At 71.0% G+C, this 19,851-nt stretch carries 18 protein-coding genes; 10 read left to right on the top strand and 8 right to left on the bottom strand.

Translation table 11 applies throughout. The features are described from left to right. The first annotated feature begins 49 nt into the window (after positions 1 to 49). Positions 50 to 793 carry an ABC transporter ATP-binding protein gene (locus BFF78_RS14625; RefSeq protein ID WP_069778751.1) on the top strand — a complete coding sequence of 248 codons (744 nt, stop codon included), beginning with the start codon at positions 50 to 52 and terminating at the stop codon, positions 791 to 793. Next, the gene (locus tag BFF78_RS14620) at positions 790 to 3,135 is read left to right on the top strand and encodes an ABC transporter permease (protein ID WP_069778750.1); all 2,346 of its coding nucleotides are present in this window, start codon (positions 790 to 792) and stop codon (positions 3,133 to 3,135) included. The genes BFF78_RS14625 and BFF78_RS14620 overlap by 4 nt, the downstream gene beginning before the upstream one ends. 161 nt (positions 3,136 to 3,296) lie before the next feature. Here BFF78_RS14620 and sodN read toward each other — a convergent pair whose 3' ends face one another. After that, positions 3,297 to 3,692 carry a superoxide dismutase, Ni gene (sodN, locus tag BFF78_RS14615; protein ID WP_064535234.1) on the bottom strand — a complete coding sequence of 132 codons (396 nt, stop codon included), beginning with the start codon at positions 3,690 to 3,692 and terminating at the stop codon, positions 3,297 to 3,299. A 144-nt stretch (positions 3,693 to 3,836) separates the two neighbouring features. Between sodN and sodX the strand changes: the two genes are divergently transcribed. Then, the gene (sodX, locus tag BFF78_RS14610) at positions 3,837 to 4,271 is read left to right on the top strand and encodes a nickel-type superoxide dismutase maturation protease (RefSeq protein WP_069778749.1); all 435 of its coding nucleotides are present in this window, start codon (positions 3,837 to 3,839) and stop codon (positions 4,269 to 4,271) included. Here sodX and BFF78_RS14605 read toward each other — a convergent pair. Further along, the gene (locus BFF78_RS14605) at positions 4,175 to 4,804 is read right to left on the bottom strand and encodes a CGNR zinc finger domain-containing protein (RefSeq protein WP_069778748.1); all 630 of its coding nucleotides are present in this window, start codon (positions 4,802 to 4,804) and stop codon (positions 4,175 to 4,177) included. The two genes, sodX and BFF78_RS14605, sit on opposite strands and share 97 nt — an antisense overlap. A 100-nt stretch (positions 4,805 to 4,904) precedes the next feature. On the opposite strand from BFF78_RS14605, the gene BFF78_RS14600 reads away from it, so the two are divergent. From BFF78_RS14600 to BFF78_RS14580, 5 genes are all read left to right on the top strand, one after another. Further along, positions 4,905 to 5,663 (top strand): class I SAM-dependent methyltransferase, encoded by a 759-nt coding sequence (locus BFF78_RS14600; protein WP_069778747.1) that lies wholly within the window; start codon positions 4,905 to 4,907, stop codon positions 5,661 to 5,663. Positions 5,664 to 6,202: 539 nt separating this feature from the next. Further along, the gene (locus tag BFF78_RS14595; RefSeq protein ID WP_069778746.1) at positions 6,203 to 7,426 is read left to right on the top strand and encodes an NAD(P)-dependent malic enzyme; all 1,224 of its coding nucleotides are present in this window, start codon (positions 6,203 to 6,205) and stop codon (positions 7,424 to 7,426) included. Between the two features lie 191 nt (positions 7,427 to 7,617). After that, entirely contained in the window at positions 7,618 to 8,583 is a 966-nt protein-coding gene (locus tag BFF78_RS14590) for a zinc-binding dehydrogenase (protein ID WP_069778745.1), read from the top strand. A 115-nt stretch (positions 8,584 to 8,698) separates the two neighbouring features. After that, positions 8,699 to 8,908: a helix-turn-helix domain-containing protein gene (locus BFF78_RS14585; RefSeq protein ID WP_018571396.1), complete on the top strand. Its 210-nt coding sequence runs from the start codon at positions 8,699 to 8,701 to the stop codon at positions 8,906 to 8,908. Next, entirely contained in the window at positions 8,908 to 9,474 is a 567-nt protein-coding gene (locus BFF78_RS14580) for a Clp protease N-terminal domain-containing protein (protein ID WP_069778744.1), read from the top strand. The genes BFF78_RS14585 and BFF78_RS14580 overlap by 1 nt, the downstream gene beginning before the upstream one ends. Before the next feature lie 40 nt (positions 9,475 to 9,514). Here BFF78_RS14580 and BFF78_RS14575 read toward each other — a convergent pair whose 3' ends face one another. Next, positions 9,515 to 10,516 carry a PadR family transcriptional regulator gene (locus BFF78_RS14575; RefSeq protein ID WP_069778743.1) on the bottom strand — a complete coding sequence of 334 codons (1,002 nt, stop codon included), beginning with the start codon at positions 10,514 to 10,516 and terminating at the stop codon, positions 9,515 to 9,517. 33 nt (positions 10,517 to 10,549) lie between these two features. Further along, a complete protein-coding gene (locus tag BFF78_RS14570; protein WP_069778742.1) occupies positions 10,550 to 11,542 on the bottom strand; it encodes a DUF4097 family beta strand repeat-containing protein in 993 nt (330 codons plus the stop codon). A 155-nt stretch (positions 11,543 to 11,697) separates the two neighbouring features. Between BFF78_RS14570 and BFF78_RS14565 the strand changes: the two genes are divergently transcribed. Beyond that, on the top strand, positions 11,698 to 11,877 hold the full coding sequence (locus BFF78_RS14565) for a DUF6104 family protein (RefSeq protein ID WP_003992906.1): 180 nt from the start codon (positions 11,698 to 11,700) through the stop codon (positions 11,875 to 11,877). Positions 11,878 to 11,970: 93 nt separating this feature from the next. Here the strand turns inward: BFF78_RS14565 and BFF78_RS14560 are convergent, their stop codons facing one another. The 4 genes from BFF78_RS14560 to BFF78_RS14545 all read right to left on the bottom strand — a co-directional run bounded on the left by BFF78_RS14560 (position 11,971) and on the right by BFF78_RS14545 (position 18,730). Further along, the gene (locus tag BFF78_RS14560; RefSeq protein WP_069783567.1) at positions 11,971 to 15,774 is read right to left on the bottom strand and encodes a multifunctional oxoglutarate decarboxylase/oxoglutarate dehydrogenase thiamine pyrophosphate-binding subunit/dihydrolipoyllysine-residue succinyltransferase subunit; all 3,804 of its coding nucleotides are present in this window, start codon (positions 15,772 to 15,774) and stop codon (positions 11,971 to 11,973) included. A 303-nt stretch (positions 15,775 to 16,077) separates the two neighbouring features. After that, a complete protein-coding gene (locus tag BFF78_RS14555; protein WP_079161310.1) occupies positions 16,078 to 17,202 on the bottom strand; it encodes a HAMP domain-containing sensor histidine kinase in 1,125 nt (374 codons plus the stop codon). Beyond that, the gene (locus BFF78_RS14550; protein WP_069778741.1) at positions 17,199 to 17,939 is read right to left on the bottom strand and encodes a response regulator transcription factor; all 741 of its coding nucleotides are present in this window, start codon (positions 17,937 to 17,939) and stop codon (positions 17,199 to 17,201) included. The genes BFF78_RS14555 and BFF78_RS14550 overlap by 4 nt, the downstream gene beginning before the upstream one ends. A 113-nt stretch (positions 17,940 to 18,052) precedes the next feature. Beyond that, positions 18,053 to 18,730: a spermine/spermidine synthase domain-containing protein gene (locus tag BFF78_RS14545; protein ID WP_069778740.1), complete on the bottom strand. Its 678-nt coding sequence runs from the start codon at positions 18,728 to 18,730 to the stop codon at positions 18,053 to 18,055. A 219-nt stretch (positions 18,731 to 18,949) separates the two neighbouring features. On the opposite strand from BFF78_RS14545, the gene BFF78_RS14540 reads away from it, so the two are divergent. Continuing rightward, positions 18,950 to 19,741 carry a rhomboid-like protein gene (locus BFF78_RS14540; protein ID WP_069778739.1) on the top strand — a complete coding sequence of 264 codons (792 nt, stop codon included), beginning with the start codon at positions 18,950 to 18,952 and terminating at the stop codon, positions 19,739 to 19,741. Positions 19,742 to 19,851: the final 110 nt, after the last annotated feature.

Genomic DNA, 19,851 nt, shown 5'->3' with positions numbered 1-19,851 from the left:
CCCCCGGGGGCTGACGCCCGGGCTGCCCACGCCGCCTACGGTCCCTGGCATGACCACCGAAGACATCAGCGGCACGACTACGGGGGCCGGTCCGGCCGCCGTGCGCGGGCAGGGCGTCGTCCAAGTGACCGGCCTGCGCAAGGAGTACGGCGACACCGCCGCCCTGAACGGGGTGTCGCTGGAGATCGGCGCCGGCGAGGCGGTCGCGGTGATGGGGCCGTCCGGCTGCGGCAAGTCCACCCTGCTCAACATGATCGCCGGGCTGGACCGGCCGAGCGCCGGCCAGGTGCGTGTGCACGGCGAGGACCTGGGCGCGATGAACGAGACCGGGCTGGCGCTCTTCCGGCGCCGCCGGATCGGCATGATCTTCCAGTTCTTCAACCTCATCGACGACCTGCCCACGATCGACAATGTCGCCCTGGCCGCCCAGCTCACCGGAACGCCCACCCGTCAGGCCCGGCGCCGGGCGCTGGAGCTGCTGGACGAACTCGGCATCGCCGACCGCAGGAACGTCTACCCCGCCGCGCTCAGCGGCGGCGAACGCCAGCGCGCGGCGGTGGCCCGCGCGCTGATGAACCGGCCCGCGCTGCTGCTCGCGGACGAACCCACCGGCGCGCTGGACAGCCACGCGGGCGAGCAGGTGATGGACCTGCTCATCGACCTCAACGAACTGGGCCAGACCCTGCTGCTGGTGACGCACGATCAGACGTTGGCCACCCGCTGCGCCGGCCGGCTGGTGATGATGGCGGACGGCCGGATCACTGGCGAGCGGGCCCTGGAGCGGTCAGTATGAGCGCGGTGTGGCGGGCCTCCCGCGCGGCCGTGCGCCGCCGCCGGCTCCAGACCTCCGTGATCGCGGTGGTGGTCCTCGTCTCCAGCATGGCCCTCGTGGTCGCCCTCGGCCTGCTCGACGCCGTGTCCGGCCCCTTCGACCGGCTCTTCGGCCAGGCACACGGCGCGCACGTCGTCGCCACGTTCGACGCGACGAAGGTCTCGGGCACCCGGCTGGCGCGGACCGCGCACCGTCCGGGCGTACGGGCCGCGGCCGGGCCGTTCCCGGAAGCGGTGGTCGACCTGCCGCGGAGCGCGGTCGCCGAGCTGCCCGGGATGGGGCCCGGCTCGCTGACCGTGGTGGGCCGGGCGGGCCCCGGCGGTCCGGTCGACCGGCTGGACCTGTTCGCCGGGCACTGGGCCACCGGCCCCGGCCAGCTCGTCCTGGAGCTTCCGAACGCGCCCGGGCTGCGCGACGGGCCGCACTCTCCGATCGGGAAGCGGATCCGGCTGCCCGGGCTGGCGCCGCTGACCGTCGTCGGCCTCGCCTCCGGCGTCAGCGGCACCGCGCAGGCATGGGTCTCCCCACGGCAGATCGCGGCCCTGCACCCCACGACGTACCAGATGCTGTACCGGTTCGACCGGGCCGCGACGGCCCGGCAGATCACGGCGGACACCGCGGCGGTGAGCGCCGGCCTGCCGTCCGGATCGCTGGTCGCCCACCAGTCGTATCTGACGCTGAAGGCGCAGCTCGCGGCCGAGCCCAACGCCTTCGTGCCGTTTCTCATGGCCTTCGGCATCCTCGGCCTGCTGGTGGCGGTCCTGATCGTGGCCAATGTGGTGAGCGGCGCCGTCGTGTCCGGCTTCCGGCACATCGGGGTGCTCAAGTCCGTGGGATTCACGCCGGTCCAGGTGGTCGCGGTCTACCTGGTGATGGTCTGTGTCCCGGCGACGGCGGGCGCGGCGATCGGCACGGTCCTGGGCGCGGTGGTGGCACGGCCGCTGTTGCACCAGGTCTTCTACGGCGCCGACTTCGGCACGGTGAACGTCAGGCCGACGGTCGGCTCCTGGGTGTACGTGACCACGGCGCTGGGCCTGCCCGCGGTCGTGCTGCTGGCCGCGCTGATCCCGGCGCTGCGCGCGCACCGGCTCTCCGCGGCACGGGCGATCAGCGCGGGCAGCGCGCCCGGTGGGGGCCGGCGGTCGGCGGTGCAGCGGTGGCTGAGCGGGGTGCGGCTGCCGCGCTCGGTGACGCTGGGCCTGGGCCTGCCCTTCGCCCGGCCCGGACGGGCGCTGCTCACCGTCTCCGCCGTACTGCTCGGGGTGGCGACGGTGACCTTCGCCACCGGCCTGTCGGCCACCATGGTCTCCTACGGCGAGGCCGTCGAAGGCGCCGACAGGACGCAGGTGGTCGTCTATGCCGGGCAGGCCAGGTTCGGGGAGACCGTTCCGCACCAGGGCGACACCGCGACACAGACGCTGCTGCGCTCTCTGCCCCATGCGGCTGACGTGTCCGCCGTGGGCTTCGTCCAGGTGCGGATGCCCGGGCAGAGCCAGGACGTGACGATCCAGGGGGCGCGCGGCGGCCGGTCCACCCTCCAGGACGACCTGGCCAGGGGCCGGTGGGCGCGCGGGCCCGGCGAGGTGGTGGCCTCCGGCAGGTTCCTGGCCAAGTACGGTCTGCGCGTCGGTGACTCGTTCACGCTGAGCGCGGCGGACGGCCGGACGGAGCGCGTGACCCTGGTCGGGGAGGTCATGTCCGGTCCGTCGGGCTTCGTGCGCGCGGACTGGGCGACGGTGACCGCCCTGGCACCGGACGCGCAGGCCAACCAGTACTGGGTGCGGCTCGCCCCCGGATCCGAGGCCGGCGCCTGTACGAAGGCGGTTCGCGCCGCCGATCCCGGGCTCTACCCGTCCGCGCAGTCCTCGGTCAACGCCGGGGCGGTGACGGTCATCAGCTCCGCCTCCGTGCTGACCCTGATGCTGACGGCGGTCGCCTCGATGGGGGTGTTCAACACGGTCGTGCTGAGTGCCCGGGAACGGCGGCGCGACCTCGGCATGCTGAAGTCGATCGGCATGACGCCCCGGCAGGTCACGGTGATGCTGGTGGTGTCCATGGCCGGGCTCGGTCTGGTCGGCGGGGTCCTGGGGCTGCCGCTGGGAGTCGCGGCCTACCGCGTGGTGATCCCGCTGACCGAGCACAGCGCCCATCTCGCCTTCCCGGCACGGATGCTGGACGTGTGGCACCCCGGGACCATGGCGCTCCTGGCACTGGCCGGGGTGGCGATCGCCGCACTGGGCGCGGTGCTGCCGGCCCGAGCGGCGTCCCGGCAGACCATCGCCCGCGTCCTGCACACCGAGTGACGGCCGCGCCGCGCGGGGGCAAGGGCCCTGGCGGCTCAGCAGGATGAACGCGGACCGCACCCGGACCGTCATGGACGCCATGCTCGGCGGCCTGCGGTCCGGGTGCGGACAGGGAGACGCTGCAATCAAAGAAACCGCAGGTCAGAAGGCGTAGGGGAAGATCAGGCCTTCTTGGTCTCCCAGAAGATCTTGTCGATCTGGGCGATGTAGTCCAGCGCCTTCTGGCCCGTCGCCGGGTCGGTGGACGCCTTGGCGGCCGAGAGGGCCTTCAGGGTGTCGTTGACCAGCTGGTGCAGCTCCGGGTACTTCTCGAAGTGCGGGGCCTTGAAGTAGTCGCTCCAGAGCACGGAGACGTGGTGCTTGGCGAGCTCCGCGCGCTGCTCCTTGATGACGGTGGCACGCGCCTGGTAGTGGGGGTCGTCGTTGCCGGCCATCTTCTCCTGGACGGCCTTCACCGACTCCGCCTCGATGCGGGCCTGGGCCGGGTCGTACACGCCGCAGGGCAGGTCGCAGTGGGCGCTGACCTTGACCTTGGGGGCAAACAGGCGGGAAAGCATGGAGCATTCCTTCCTCGTGATCGTCTTCTCAGGTGCGACATTACTCCCTGAGGAAGGCGATTTCTCGGGTGCCCCCTAGGGCTTAGGACAAAAGTCCAGGGTCAGACTGAGACTGGTGGAGGAACGGACCGGGGAGGTGCCGGGATGCCGGAGCTGTCGCAGGAGACCGAGCGGGGGAGGGCCGTGGCGCCGTTCGGGCTGGCCGAGGTGACCGGCCCGTCCATGGTGCCCACGCTCCTTCACGGGGACCGGCTGCTGGTGCAGTACGGCGCGCCCGTCAGGGCGGGGGACGTCGTCGTCCTGCGGCATCCGTTCCAGCAGGACCTGCTCGTCGTCAAGCGTGCCGTGGAGCGCCGCGACGGCGGCTGGTGGGTGCTCGGGGACAACCCCTACGCGGGCGGGGACAGCACGGACTACGGGGTCGTACCCGATGAGCTCGTCCTCGCGCGTGCCCGCTTCCGGTACCGGCCGCTGCCCGCCGGTCAGCGCTCGCCGCTGGCGCTGGCGCGCTGGGCGCTCTCGGCCGCGAGGCCGCTGCTGCCCGACCGGTCGGCCTCCAGGCGCTTGCGGGCGCGGTAGGCGGCCACGTTGGCGCGGGTCGCGCAGCGGTCGGAGCAGTAGCGCCGGGAGCGGTTGGTGGAGGTGTCGAGGTAGGCGTTGCGGCAGGGGGCTGCCTGGCAGAGGCCGAGGCGGTCCACGCCGTACTCGGTGAGGTGGAAGGCCAGGCCCATCGCGGCGATCGCCGCGTAGCCCGCAGTCGCGTTCGACGGGTGGTCGGCCAGGTGCATGTGCCACAGCGGGCGGCCGTCCTCGTCACGGAAGTCGTGACCGGAGATCTGCGGGCTGACCGGGAACTCCAGGAGGAGCGAGTTCAGGAGGTCCACGGCGAGGGTCTCGTCGCCCTTGTCGGCCGCTTCGAAGACCGCGCGGAGCCGGGCCCGTACCGAGCGGAAGCGTGTCACATCGGCGTCCGTGGCGCGGCGGGCCGCCTGCGCGTTGACGCCGAAGAGGTCGCGGACGGCCTCGACGGAGGTCAGGGAGTCCTTGCCCCGGGCCGGTTCCTCGCTGTTGACGAGTCGTACGGCGTAATCCGAGTAATAGGCCAGTTCCACTTGTAGTCCTTACGAGGGCGCTTTATGGTCGTGTCTGCGGTCGGGTAACAGCCGGTCGTGCTTCCAGGGTATTACGCGTACTGAGGGGAGACGGGATTCCATGACCACGAGTACCGGGACCGACTGGGCGGCCTGGCAGGAGAGCTGGGACCGGCAGCAGGAGTGGTACATGCCGGACCGCGAGGAACGCTTCCGGATCATGCTCGACATGGTCGAGGCGCTCGTGGGGACGGCCCCGCGCGTCCTCGACCTCGCCTGCGGCACCGGCAGCATCACCGGCCGGCTGCTGGCGCGCTTCCCCGAGGCCACCAGCACGGGCGTCGACCTCGACCCGGCGCTGCTCGCCATCGCGCGCGGCACCTTCGAGGGCGACGAGCGGGTCACGTTCGTCACGGCCGACCTCAAGGACCCCCGCTGGCGGGAGAGTCTGCCGTACGACTCGTACGACGCCGTCCTGACCGCCACGGCCCTGCACTGGCTGCACAGCGAACCCCTCGCGGCCCTCTACGGTCAGGTCGCGGAGCTGGTCCGCGACGGCGGTGTCTTCATGAACGCGGACCACATGATCGACGACAGCACGCCCCGGATCAACGCCGCCGAGCGCGCCCGGCGGCACGCACGCATGGATCAGGCCAAACGGGAGGGCGTCCTGGACTGGACCGAATGGTGGCAGCTGGCGGCCGAGGATCCCGTCCTCGCCGAGCCGACCGCCCGCCGCTTCGAGATCTACGGTGAGCATGCCGACGGGGACACACCGAGCGCGGCCTGGCATGCGCGCACTCTGCTCGCGCGGGGCTTCGGCGAGGCCAGGCCGGTGTGGTGCTCGCCGTCCGACACCCTGCTGCTCGCGGTGAAGTAGGCGAGCAGGGGAGTACGCACAGCGGGTGGAGCAGGCGTGAGGGGCGGTACGGAAGACCGTACCGCCCTCACTGACACCCGGTCAGAGAACCGGCGACTATGTCAAAATCGGATAACGGGTGACCCCCGAACCGCATCAGGTCGGTACATCCTTGGCCCTTCGCCGCCGGACCATCTGCGGGAATCCAGCCCTCCGGCCGGAAAATCTTCGGCGCATCTCACGATGTGGTCAGCGTGTGCGCCCGCTCACCAGCGTCTTCGCGTGCCTGCTGCCGTCGTCAGCCGCACGTCATCTGCGCGTGGCCTTCCGGTTCCGCGATGTGACCTTGCACCTAATGGACTCGTCGTGGGCGCCGTCCGTCCGGTATGAAGGTTCTTTACACCCCTCATCCGGGGCTCAGGGCGCGTGTGCGGCGCGCCCGTCGTGCAAGTGCCCGTACGGCTCCTACGTATCGGCATTCGGGCCTTGCGCGGTGCCCGCCCACCCCTCACCAGGAGTGGTCGACCCTCAAACCATGCATACCTAAGGGGTACAACAAAGTGGCAGCGGAGATCGTCAATCCTCGCAGCGACAGCACTACGGATCAGGACGGCGGGGCCGAGCCCCTGGATTCCTTCGATCCGGCGTTCGCGCTGCACCGCGGCGGCAAGATGGCCGTGCAGGCCACCGTGCCGGTCCGCGACAAGGACGACCTTTCCCTCGCGTACACGCCCGGCGTCGCGCGCGTGTGCACCGCGATCGCGGAACAGCCGGAGCTGGTCAACGACTACACGTGGAAGTCGTCGGTGGTCGCCGTCGTGACCGACGGTACGGCCGTGCTCGGACTCGGGGACATCGGTCCCGAGGCCTCCCTCCCCGTGATGGAGGGCAAGGCGATCCTGTTCAAGCAGTTCGGCGGCGTCGACGCGGTCCCGATCGCGCTCGATTGCACCGACGTGGACGACATCGTCGAGACCGTCGTCCGGCTCGCCCCGTCCTTCGGCGGAGTGAACCTGGAGGACATCTCGGCGCCCCGGTGCTTCGAGGTCGAGCGCCGGCTCCAGGAGCGCCTGGACATCCCGGTCTTCCACGACGACCAGCACGGTACGGCCGTCGTGACGCTCGCCGCTCTGCGCAACGCCGCGCGGCTCAGCGGGCGTGAGATCGGGCAGCTGCGCGCCGTCATCTCGGGCGCCGGCGCGGCCGGTGTCGCCATCGCCAAGATGCTGGTCGAGGCCGGCATCGGGGACGTGGCGGTGGCGGACCGCAAGGGCGTCGTGTCGGCGGGCCGGGAGGACCTGACCCCGGTCAAGCGGGAGCTCGCGGGCTTCACCAACAAGGCCGGTATCACCGGTTCGCTGGAGGACGCCCTCGCGGGCGCCGACGTCTTCATCGGCGTCTCCGGCGGTACGGTCCCGGAGGAGGCCGTGGCCTCCATGGCGGAAGGTGCCTTCGTGTTCGCGATGGCCAACCCGAACCCCGAGGTGCACCCGGAAGTCGCCCACAAGTACGCGGCCGTGGTCGCGACCGGGCGGTCCGACTTCCCGAACCAGATCAACAACGTGCTGGCGTTCCCGGGCATCTTCGCGGGTGCGCTGCAGGTGCGGGCCTCCCGGATCACCGAGGGGATGAAGATCGCCGCGGCGGAAGCGCTGGCCGCTGTCGTGGGCGACGATCTTGCCGCTGACTATGTGATTCCCTCGCCGTTCGACGAGCGGGTCGCTCCCGCGGTCACGGCGGCGGTGGCGGCTGCTGCCCGTGCCGAAGGGGTCGCACGCCGGTGACTTGAATGGCCCCGTCTGGCTGAGACGGGGCCATTCTTTTCCCACGCGCCCGCCCGGACCGGGTGCTGAAGAGGCGCCCTTGAGGGGTGCCCGCGGCGGACTGAGCTGCATGGGTGCCCTTGCGCAAGAGGGCATGTGTCACAGGGCCGCCTGGTTCCGCCGGGTGACCTGCCGCACCTATCGTCGGGCCCATGTTCGCTGTCTACGCCGCCCGAATCGACCGCGACCAGCCGCTCACCGGCCTTGAGTTGGGGGAGCGTCCGGCTCCCGAGGCCCGGCCCGGCTGGAGCACCATCCATGTGCGGGCCGCTTCCCTCAATCACCATGACCTCTGGTCCCTGCGGGGCGTCGGCCTCCCCGAGGACCGGCTGCCGATGATCCTCGGCTGTGACGCCGCCGGCGTCGACGAGGACGGCAACGAGGTCGTCCTGCACTCCGTCATCGGCCAGAGCGGCCACGGCGTCGGCCCCGACGAGCCGCGCTCCATCCTCACCGAGCGCTACCAGGGCACCTTCGCCGAGCAGGTGGCCGTGCCGACCTGGAACGTGCTGCCCAAGCCCAGGGAACTGTCCTTCGCCGAGGCCGCCTGTCTGCCGACGGCCTGGCTGACGGCGTACCGGATGCTGTTCACCAACGCCGGGGTACGGCCCGGTGACTCGGTCCTCGTGCAGGGCGCGGGCGGCGGTGTGGCCACGGCCGCGATCGTGCTCGGCAAGGCGGCGGGGCTCCGCGTCTTCGCCACCAGCCGGGACGAGGCCAAGCGGAAGCGGGCGCTGGAACTGGGGGCCGTGGAGGCGGTGGAGTCCGGGGCGCGGCTGCCGCAGCGGGTGGACGCCGTCATCGAGACCGTCGGCGCGGCCACCTGGTCCCACTCGGTGAAGTCGCTGCGGCCCGGCGGGACGATCGTGATCTCCGGGGCGACGAGCGGGGACCGGCCCTCGCATGCCGAGCTGACCCGGATCTTCTTCCTGGAGCTGAAGGTCGTCGGTTCCACCATGGGCACCAAGGACGAGCTGGAGGACCTGCTCTCCTTCTGCGCCGCGACCGGGGTACGGCCCGTCATCGACGAGGAGCTGCCGCTGGACCGGGCCCGCGAGGGCTTCGAACGGCTCGCGTCCGGGGAGCAGTTCGGGAAGATCGTGCTCACCAATTCCTGAGGTCCATCGGGAGGGCCGTCGGCGGGCGGGTCCGGGTGTCCGGGCCCGCCCTTTCGCGTGCCCGGAGTGTCAACCTCGGTTGACATGGGAGATGATGTCAACGTAGGTTGACATCATGACCGAGGCAACCGATCTCGCCGAGCGCGCCGGCGACCGTGATCCGCGGGTCGGACTGCGGGCCGTGGCCGCACTGCGCAGGCTGCTGGAGCAGCTGGAGGCGGTGCAGGTGCGCAGTGCGCGCAATCAGGGCTGGTCGTGGCAGGAGATCGCCGCGGAGCTCGGTGTCAGCAGGCAGGCCGTGCACAAGAAGTACGGGAGGCAATGATGTTCGAACGCTTCACCAAGGACGCCCGCGAGGTCGTGGAGGGCGCGGTGAAGGACTCTGTGCGCACCGGGGCCCGGACCGTCGACGCCGAGCATGTGCTGCTCGCCCTCCTGGAACGCGAGGGCAGCCGCGCCTCCTTCGCGCTGGGCGCGCTCGGACTTGCCGAGCGCCGCGGGTCGGTGCGGGAGGCCCTGTCCCAGGCGCGGCGGCGCGCCGGGCTGACCCGGGCCGAGGCCGATGCCCTGGCGGGGCTGGGCATCGACGTCTCGGAGATCGTCGCCCGGGTCGAGGAGGTGCACGGCGTCGGAGCGATGTCCGGCGAGGGGAAGGGTGGGGGCCGGTGGCCTGGGCGCCGGCCGGGTTTCAGCCGGGGCGCGAAGGCGGTGCTGGAGAAGTCCCTGCGGGTCGCCCTCGCCCACCGCGACCGGCACATCGGCGACGAGCACCTCCTGCTGGCCCTCACCGTGCTACCGGGCGTACCGGCCGAGGTGCTGGCCGACCACGGGGTGACGTACGAGTCGCTGACCCGCGTGCTGTACACGGCGGGAGAGGCGCAGGCCGGCTGAGGCACCGGCCGGCCCGCACCCCGCCCGCTCCCCTCCGGGGTCAGGGCTTCGGCGCTCGCAGGAGCGCGCCGATGCGGGCCGCTGTCGTCGACAGGTGGCGGCGGGCGTCCTGGAGCTGGGACTCGGTGACTCCGTGGTCGCGGGCCGTGTCGCGGATGTCGTCGCGGAAGCGGTCCAGGAGGCGGTCCAGGGCCCGGGCGGGGTCGCCGGTGAGGTCCTCGTGCGCCCAGGAGGGTTCGTACTCGGCCGGGAAGTCCTCGGCGGGCGAGACGTAGTGCGGGGCCGGGGCTGTGGGGCCGGGGGTCCGCTCCTCGGCCGGGCGGGGGGAGGTCCAGTTCTTGCCGAAGTCGCCCAGTTCCCTGGCCAGTTCGGACAGGCCCTCGCGGACGCCCGTCGGCCAGTCGCCGTGGGTGAAGTGGTCCTGGACCCGGTCCTGGACCCGGCGGGCGATGCGCTGCATCTCCTCCTGGGCCTGGGCCCGGGCCCGTGCCTGCGCCTCCTGGGCCTGGCGGCGGGCCTGCTGGGCCTCCTCACGGGCCCGGCGGCTCTCGTCCTTGGCGCGGCGGGCCTGTTCCTTCCACTCCTGCTTGACCCGGCGCATCTCCTCCTTGGCGGCCCGCCAGGCCTCCTTGTCGGTGAGGTCGCCGTACTCCCCGAAGGGTCCCGTGCCGCCCGTCTTCGCGCCCCGGCGGGCCTCGGACGCGGCTTCGCGCATCTCGCGGCGCAGATCCCCGGCCGCGCCGCGCACGTCGGCCCTTATCTCGGCGGCCAGTTCCGCGACCGACTCGCGGATCTCCAGCTCCAGGTCGGCCAACTCGCCACTGCGCTCGGCCAGTTCGGCGCGGCCGGCGTCCGTGATGGCGTACACCTTGCGGCCGCCCTCTGTGGTGTGCCTGACCAGGCCCTCGGCCTCCAGCTTGGCCAGCCGGGGGTAGACCGTGCCCGCCGAGGGGGCGTACAGCCCCTGGAAGCGCTCCTCGAGGAGCCTGATCACCTCGTAGCCGTGGCGCGGGGCCTCGTCGAGCAGCTTGAGCAGGTACAGGCGGAGGCGCCCGTGGGCGAAGACGGGGGCATGTCAGAGCACCTTCTTGTCGGTCGTGCCGTCGGCCGGGGCGTCGCCGTCGCAGGCGTCGGCGCCCCGGCCGGAGACGGAATTGTCCCCCGGGGCGGCCTGCGTGCCGTCGGCGGGGGCGGCGCCGGGGGTCTGCACGGGCTCGGAGGGCTCGGCGGGCCCGAAGTCCGCCGGGGTGTCCGGTTCGTCCTCGCGCGGTGGGCGGCGCAGCAGGGCGATCGAGCCGGAGACCGTGGTGGCCCGGAGCCTGCCCGTGCCCGCGCCGAGGCGGCCGGTGATCTTGTGGGCGCCCCACTGGCCGTGCACCCGCAGGCCGTCGAAGGCGTTGGAGATCGTGCCGCTCGCGGTGTTCGCCTCCACCTCGGCGTCTCCCGGGTGGGGCAGGCGGATGGCGATCTCGCCGGAGACGCTGGTGAGGCTGACCTCGGTGGGGCCGTCCGGGTCCAGGTCCACGATCATGGAGCCGCTGACGGAGTCGGCGCGGACGGAGCGGCCGGAGCCCTCGACCACGGTCAGGTCCCCCGAGACCGAGTTGAACCGGAGGTCGCCGGTGACCGCCTGGGCTTCCACGTTCCCCGACACGGTGTCCGCGCGGACCGGGCCCGAGACGCCGACGAGGGTGGTGTCGCCGGTCACGCCCTTGATCACCGCGGGGCCGCGGACGCCGGAGACGACCGCGCCGGCGCCGACCACGCCGACCTCCACGCGGGTGTCGGCGGGCACCGCCAGGGAGATGACGGCGCTGCGCCGCCAGCCCTTGCGGTCGAGCCACTTCAGGAAGCCCTTCCAGGGCAGGTCGTCGTAGGCCACCGTGAGGGTGTCCCCGCTCTGGGTGACCACCAGGGGCGGGCCTTCGATCTCCGAGACTTCGAGGCGGGCGGGACCTTCGTCCGTGCCCACGACGTTCACCGTTCCGTTGACGATACGGACCTGGAGGTCGCTCACACGGGTGTCGAAGGTCAGCTTCTGGGGCTCGGTGACGGACCACTCGGGCATGGGAACTCCTCGGCCAGGCACGTCGCGACACGTCATATCGCGTTCTCTGAGAAACACGATATATCGTGGCCGCCGGAAGTCAAGCCTGCGAAGCCTCCACGACCGGGACACGCCCTACCCTTGAGAGGTAGACCCGTCCCCATCAGGAGCGAGAGTTGTATTTCACCGACCGTGGCATCGAGGAACTGGAGAAGCGGCGCGGCGAGGAGGAGGTCACCTTCGAGTGGCTCGCCGAGCAGCTGAGGACGTTCGTCGATCTCAACCCGGATTTCGAGGTGCCGGTGGAGCGGCTGGCGACCTGGCTGGCACGGCTGGACGACGAGGACGACGAGTAGGGGCCGACCACCCCCGTGGGTAGGCGAAGGGCCCGGCCCCGAGTCACTGTGAACTCGGGGCCGGGCCCAATTCTCGGCTGAACCGCCGGAGGCCTACGCCTCGAAGACCTCACGCACCAGCTGCTCCTGCTCCGCCTGGTGGCGCTTGGCCGAACCCACCGCCGGGGACGAGCCGTGCGGACGCGAGATGCGCCGCAGCCGCTCGCCGGCCGGGATGTCCGCGCCGACCGCCAGGTCCAGGTGGTCGATCAGGTTGAGCGCGATGAACGGCCAGGCACCCTGGTTCGCCGGCTCCTCCTGCGCCCACAGGTATTTCTCGGCGTTCGGGTACTTCTTGATCTCCGCCTGGAGCTCCGCACCCGGCAGCGGGTACAGGCGCTCGATGCGGATGATCGCCGTGTCGGTCGCGCCGCGCTTCTGCCGCTCGGCCTCCAGGTCGTAGTAGACCTTGCCGGCGCAGAAGACGACCTTGCGGACGGCGGCCGGGTCGACCGAGCTGTCGCCGATGACCGGGCGGAACTCGCCGCTCGTGAACTCCTCCGCCTTCGAGGCCGCGGCCTTCAGACGCAGCATCGACTTCGGGGTGAAGACGATCAGCGGCTTGTGGTGCGGGTTGTGCACCTGCCACCGCAGGAGGTGGAAGTAGTTCGACGGGAGCGTCGGCATCGCGACCGTCATGTTGTTCTGGGCGCAGAGCTGGAGGAACCGCTCCGGGCGCGCGGACGAGTGGTCCGGGCCCTGGCCCTCGTAGCCGTGCGGGAGGAGCAGGACCACACCGCTGGTCTGGCCCCACTTCTGCTCGGCCGAGGAGATGAACTCGTCGACGACCGTCTGCGCGCCGTTGGTGAAATCGCCGAACTGCGCCTCCCACATCACGAGCGACTCGGGACGGGCCAGCGAGTAGCCGTACTCGAAGCCCATCGCCGCGTACTCGGAGAGCAGGGAGTTGTAGACGTTCAGGCGGGCCTGGTCGTCGGAGAGGTACTGCAGCGGGGTGTACTCCTCGCCGGTCTCCCGGTCGATCAGCACCGCGTGGCGCTGGCCGAAGGTGCCGCGCTGGGAGTCCTGGCCCGCGAGGCGGACCGGGGTGCCCTCCAGCAGCAGGGAGCCGATGGCGAGGGTCTCGCCCATGCCCCAGTCGATCGTGCCGTCCTCGACCATCGACGCGCGGCGCTGCAGCTGCGGCTGCAGTCGCGGGTGGACGGTGATGGAGTCCGGGACGTTGACCTGGGACTCGGCGATCCGCTTGACGACCTCGGCGGAGATCGCGGTCGGGACCGCGACCGGGAAGCCGTCCTGCGGCGCGTGGGTGTCACCGGGGGCCGGCTGCGAGGTGGCCTCGCGGACCTCGGTGAAGACCTTCTCCAGCTGGCCCTGGTAGTCCTGCAGGGCCTGCTCGGCCTCTTCCAGGGTGATGTCGCCGCGACCGATCAGGGACTCGGTGTAGAGCTTGCGCACCGAGCGCTTCTTGTCGATCAGGTCGTACATCAGCGGCTGGGTGAAGGCCGGGTTGTCCGACTCGTTGTGACCGCGGCGGCGGTAGCAGATGAGGTCGATCACCACGTCCTTGTTGAACGCCTGGCGGAACTCGAAGGCCAGACGCGCGACGCGGACCACGGCCTCCGGGTCGTCGCCGTTCACGTGGAAGATCGGGGCCTCGATCATGCGGGCCACGTCCGTCGCGTACATGGAGGAACGCGAGGACTCGGGGGCCGCGGTGAAGCCGACCTGGTTGTTGATGACGACGTGGACCGTGCCGCCGGTGCGGTAGCCGCGCAGCTGCGACATGTTCAGGGTCTCGGCCACCACGCCCTGGCCCGCGAAGGCCGCGTCGCCGTGGATCGCCACCGGCAGGACCGTGAAGTCCGTGCCGCCCTTGTTGATGATGTCCTGCTTGGCGCGGGCGACGCCCTCCAGGACCGGGTCGACCGCCTCCAGGTGGGAGGGGTTGGCGACCAGCGAGACCTTGATCTGCTCGCCGTCGAGGCCGGTGAAGGTGCCCTCGGCGCCCAGGTGGTACTTCACGTCGCCGGAGCCGTGCATCGACTTCGGGTCGAGGTTGCCCTCGAACTCGCGGAAGATCTGCGCGTACGACTTGCCGACGATGTTGGCGAGGACGTTCAGGCGGCCGCGGTGGGCCATGCCGATGACGACCTCGTCCAGGCGGGACTCGGCCGCGGAGTCGATGACCGCGTCCAGCAGCGGGATGACGGACTCGCCGCCCTCCAGGGAGAAGCGCTTCTGGCCGACGTACTTCGTCTGCAGGAAGGTTTCGAAGGCCTCCGCCGCGTTCAGCCGGCGCAGGATGCGCAGCTGCTCCTCGCGCTCCGGCTTGGAGTGGCCGCGCTCGACCCGGTCCTGGATCCACTTGCGCTGCTTGGGGTCCTGGATGTGCATGAACTCGATGCCGGTGGTGCGGCAGTACGAGTCGCGCAGCACGCCGAGGATGTCGCGCAGCTTCATCATCGACTTGCCGGCGAAGCCGCCGACGGCGAACTCGCGCTCCAGGTCCCACAGGGTGAGGCCGTGCTCGACGATGTCCAGGTCGGGGTGCTTGCGCTGGCGGTACTCCAGCGGGTCGGTGTCGGCCATGACGTGGCCGCGGACCCGGTAGGAGTGGATCAGCTCGAAGACACGGGCGGCCTTGGTGACGTCGTCGTCGTGGCTGGCGTCGATGTCCTTGAGCCAGCGGACCGGCTCGTACGGAATCCGCAGGGCCTCGAAGATGTCGTCGTAGAAGCCGTTCTCGCCGAGGAGCAGGTTCGCGACCTGGCGCAGGAACTCGCCGGAGGCGGCGCCCTGGATCACCCGGTGGTCGTAGGTCGACGTGAGCGTCATGACCTTCGAGATGCCGAGTTTGTTCAGGGTGTCCTGGCTGGTGCCCTGGAACTCCGCCGGGTAGTCCATGGAGCCGACGCCCATGATCACGGACTGGCCGGGCATCAGACGCGGCACGGAGTGGACGGTGCCGAGGCCGCCGGGGTTGGTCAGGGAGACCGTGACACCGGTGAAGTCGTCCATCGTCAGCTTGCCGTCACGGGCGCGGCGGACGATGTCCTCGTAGGCCTGCCAGAACTCGAAGAAGTTCAGCGTCTCGGCCTTCTTGATGGCCGCGACGACCAGCTGGCGGTCGCCGTTGGGCTTCACCAGGTCGATGGCGAGGCCCAGGTTGACGTGCGCCGGCTTGATGAGGGTCGGCTTTCCGTCCTTCTCGCCGAACGCCCAGTTCATCGACGGCATGGCCTTGATGGCCTGCACCATCGCGTACCCGATGAGGTGCGTGAAGGAGATCTTCCCGCCGCGGGCGCGCTTGAGGTGGTTGTTGATGACGATGCGGTTGTCGAACAGCAGCTTCACCGGGACCGCGCGGACCGAGGTGGCGGTCGGCAGCTCCAGCGAGGCGTTCATGTTCTTCGCGACCGCGGCGGCCGGGCCGCGCAGCGTGATCAGCTCCGGGCCCTCGGGGGCCTGCGCGGCAGGGGCGGCGGCCTTCGGCTTCGGCTGAGCGGGCGCCTGTGCGGGCTGCGCCGGCTTGACCGGGGCCGGGGCGGCCGCCTTCGCCGCGGGAGCCGGAGCCGCTGCGGGCTTCGGAGCGGCCGCGGGGGCCGGGGCGGCGGCCTGGGGGGCCGGAGCCGCGGGCTGGGCCTGCGGGGCCGTGGTGGTGGTCTCTGCGGCCCCCGCGGCCGCAGTACCCGCCGCAGCCGGGGTGACAGGAGCACCCGGCTTGTAATCGGCGAAGAAGTCCCACCAGGCGCGGTCTACCGAATTCGGGTCCTGGAGGTACTGCTGATAGATCTCGTCGACGAGCCACTCGTTCGGACCGAACGCGGCAGCGGGGTTCTTCCCGGCTTGGTCGTCGGTGGAGACGCTCGGGTTACTGGGGGACTGTGGCGACACGGCGGCAACCGCCCTCTTCCGCTTCACAAGGTGATGGACAGCGGGAATAAAGGCTACGCCTCCACAGCCGGGAAGGTCAGGTCGAGCAAGGTCATCGTCGCGTAAGTCACATCGAAAATCTTGTTTCAGGGCTTGATATGGCGGGAAACAAGCGTGGTTCCGTATGTGAGAAGGTGCACCGGCTCCGGCCCGGCGCGTTCTCGTCCGACCGATCGCGCGGGCCTGCCCCTGATCACACGTGTCCAGCTGCCCGGCAACGGCGCGGGCGCTCGTGGATCTTGTGCTTCCGGTTCGGACTTTACGTCAACTTGGGGCGGAAGTCAGTCCCGGGAGAGTGACGATGATCCGACAGCCGCGCTCGGATTCGGCCACGCCGATCCGGCCACCGTGCAGATCCACCGCCCAGCGGGCGATCGCCAGCCCCAGCCCCGTACCGCCGTCGCTGCCCGGGCCGTGCGGCCGGGTCACCGCGCCCCGGTTGAACCGCTCGAACACCCGGTGCCACTCCGACCTCGGGATGCCGGGGCCCTCGTCCAGGACCTCCAGCTGCAGCGACTCCGGCTGCGGCCCGCGCCGCGCCTTCACCGTCACCCGGCCGTGCGGCGGGCTGTGCTTGACCGCGTTGTCGATCAGGTTGGCGACCACCTGGTGGATGCGCTCGGGGTCCGCGTGGGCGGTCAGCTCCGGCGGGGAGACGTCCAGGTGCAGATGCACGTCGGTGCGTGTGTGGCTGCCGGAGCCGGAGGCGATGCCGGCGCGCGCCGAGGCCACCATGTTGGCCTCCTTCAGCACGCCCGAGAGGTACGGCCACACCTCGAAACGGCGCATCTTCAGCGGTACGACGCCGTTGTCCAGCCGGGACAGGTCCAGCAGGGTCTCCACCAGCCGGCCGAGCCGCTCGGTCTGCTTCAGGGCCGTCCGCATGGTCTCGGGGTCGGCCTCGGTGACCCCGTCGACGATGTTCTCCAGCACCGCGCGCAGCCCGGCGATGGGGGTGCGCAGCTCATGGGAGACGTTCGCGACCAGCTCTTTGCGCTGGCGGTCCTGGGCCTCCAGCTCGTCCGCCATGACGTTGATCGTCTGGGCCAGGTCGCCCAGCTCGTCCCGGCGGCCCTCGCTCACCCGGCGGGTGTAGTCGCCCTGGGAGATCGACCGTGCCACCGCGTTCATCTCGTCCAGCGGCATGGTCAGCGAATGCGCCACGAACTGCGTGATGAGCAGGGTGGCGATCATCGAGAAGACCGTGATGAAACGCAGCTCGGTCTTGGTGTGCACCGCGACGATCGACAGTCCGGTGGTGATCAGCACCGCGATGACGACCAGCGCGCCCAGCTTTGTCTTGATCGAGAACGGGCGTACGCCGCCCCAGGGGTCCTCGGTGAGGGTCCCGGGGCTCCTCCGTGCGGCCTGGCGCCCGTCACCGCTCATGGAGTCGGCGTCTCCAGCGCGTACCCGACGCCGTGCACGGTACGGATCCGCTCGGCGCCGATCTTCCGGCGCAGCGCCTTGATGTGGCTGTCGACCGTACGGGTGCCGGAGGCGTCCGCCCAGTCCCACACCTCGGCCAGCAGCTGCTCCCGGGAGAGCACCGCGCGCGGGGTGTTCGCCAGGCACACCAGCAGGTCGAACTCGGTGGGCGTGAGGTGGACGTCCTCGGACTTCACCCGGACCCGGCGCTGCGCGTGGTCGATCTCCAGCTCGCCGAGGCGCAGGATGCCCGAGCGCGGCGTGGCCGCGGCCAGCGCCGCCCGCTCCACCCGGCGCAGCAGCACATGCACGCGTGCGGCCAGCTCCCGCATGGAGAACGGCTTGGTCATGTAGTCGTCCGCGCCGACCCCGAGACCGACCAGCATGTCCGTCTCGTCGTCCCGGGCGGTCAGCATCAGCACCGGCACCGGCCGCTGCGCCTGCACCCGCCGGCACACTTCCAGGCCGTCGAAGCCCGGCAGCATGATGTCGAGGATCAGCAGGTCGGGCTGCCAGGCCTCGGCCGTGTCGACGGCGGCCGGGCCGTCCGTCGCGGTCTGTACGAGAAATCCCTCGGCGCGCAGCCGGGCTGCGATCGCGTCGACGATCGTGGGATCGTCCTCGACGACCAGCACCCGGCGCTGTGCGCCCGGGGTGGTCGTCGCCGCGCTGCTCTGGGAGGTGTGTGTCTGCTCCATCGCCCGCCCCTGCTTGTTGCTTTCCGGAACCCGTGGGGTGATCCCATGTCTGCGATTGACGCTTGAATGATCCGCGTCAGGGCAGCACATTACGGGGATCCACCGTGCTGTCGCTATCCAGGTCGGACGCCGAGGTGTACCGCGTCCGGAACGCCCCGGGCAACGGGCACTTCTTCGGTACGCACCTGCCGGAACCCGGCATTCCGCAAGGTTCCTTCAAATTCCGGAGACGGCTCGGCCGACCACACGGCGAGCACCCCGCCGGGACTCAACACCCTTGAGCAGGCGGCGAGTCCGGCCGGTGAGTACAGACTGTGATTGTCGTCCGTGACGGTCCAGCCGGGGCCGTTGTCGATGTCCAGACAAAGTGCGTCGAACGTGTCGGATGTCTCATTGACGAACGCCACGAGGTCGTCCTCCACGATCTCGGCGCGCCGGTCGCCGAGCGCGGCCGCGGAGATCTCCGCCAGCGGCCCGTCCCGGTGCCAGTCGACGACGGCGGGCTCCCGCTCGACCACGGTGATCCGGCCCCACCGCGGGTCCGCCGCGGCATGTGCGAGTGAGAATCCCACGCCCAGCCCGCCGATCAGCACCTTTGGCTCCGGCCGTCCGTCCAGCGCCTCGTACGCGGCGTCCACCAGCAGCCGCTCCGAGCGCCCGTCGGAGGTGTCCATCAGGAAACAGCCGTTGGCGATGATCTGCAGCACCGCGCCGTGCCGGCGCAGCACCACCTCGCCGTACGGGCCGTCGCGCCGGTCGAGGACCACGGGGGAGTCGTGCACGGCAGTCATGGGCCCATCTTGGTCGAACGGGGCTTGATGTTCACGGGAATTCCCGATGACGGGCAAGTGCCGGTCAAATCCGGCGGGAACGGCGCTTCGGAGACCGACGCTGTGCGGACGCTGTCGGAGCGTGAGAGGTTGCTGTGAATCGGCTCTCGCGTGGCGTCGGTCATAGACAGCGGGCTCGGCAACGCGAAAGGTGGGGCGGAACGGAAGGAGCGCTACACCGTGGAACGGATCGTGACCGGCCCCGTGACGGCCGCGTCCCCGCCCCAGGGCATGCCTCTTCCGGCCGCTGCCTTGCCCGACGTCGCCGGGCTGCTCGACGGCGTCCCACGGCAACGGGAACTGCCCGCCGCGGTCCCGATCCCGGTCCCGACGCCGGCCCCCGCCGCGCCCCGGCCCTCCGTCCGGCCCTGGCACCTGCTGCCCGGCCCGGCCGGCACCCCGTTCACCTTCGTCTACGCGGCGATCCTGGCCGTCACCTCCGTGGTGGCGGCCGTGGCCGACCCCGACCTGATGCAGACCCTCTACCAGGCTTCCAGTACGGACGTCGCCCACCTGGTGCGCTCGCCCGTGCTGGTACTGCTGGCGAGCGCGCTGTGGATCGCGGGCGGTGTCCTGTCGCCGTACGCGCTCGCCTTCGTGCTGGTACTCACCGCGCTGGAGCGGCGCATAGGGGGCGCGCGGACGGCCTGTGTCTTCCTCGCCGGGCACGTCCTGGCGACGCTCGCCACCGAGATCCCCGTGGGCCTGGCCGTCCTGGTCGGCCATCTCCCCGCCACCTCGCTGCACCGGCTCGACTACGGCATCAGTTTCGGCGTCGCCGCCAGCATCGGCTCCGTGGCCGGCCTCCTGCGCCCCTGGCTGCGCTGGCCCCTGCTCACCCTGACGGCCGGCGCCCTGCTGAACGACCTGATCGCCTTCGAGGACCCCATGACGGACTGGGGCCACCTGATCGCCTTGACGATAGGTGTGGCGAGCTGGCCTCTTGTACGCCGGTGGGCTCGGACGCCCTGAAGGGGCGCCCGCACCCGCACCCGCGAACACCCCTTCCTGGGCACCCCCTTGGGCGAACTTGATCGCTCAGAGCGAACACGCAAACGGGAACACCAGCGCACCCCCAACGG

It is taken from the genome of Streptomyces fodineus (genome assembly GCF_001735805.1).
GTDB lineage: Bacteria > Actinomycetota > Actinomycetes > Streptomycetales > Streptomycetaceae > Streptomyces > Streptomyces fodineus.
This window is presented reverse-complemented; position numbering and strand designations above follow the sequence as displayed.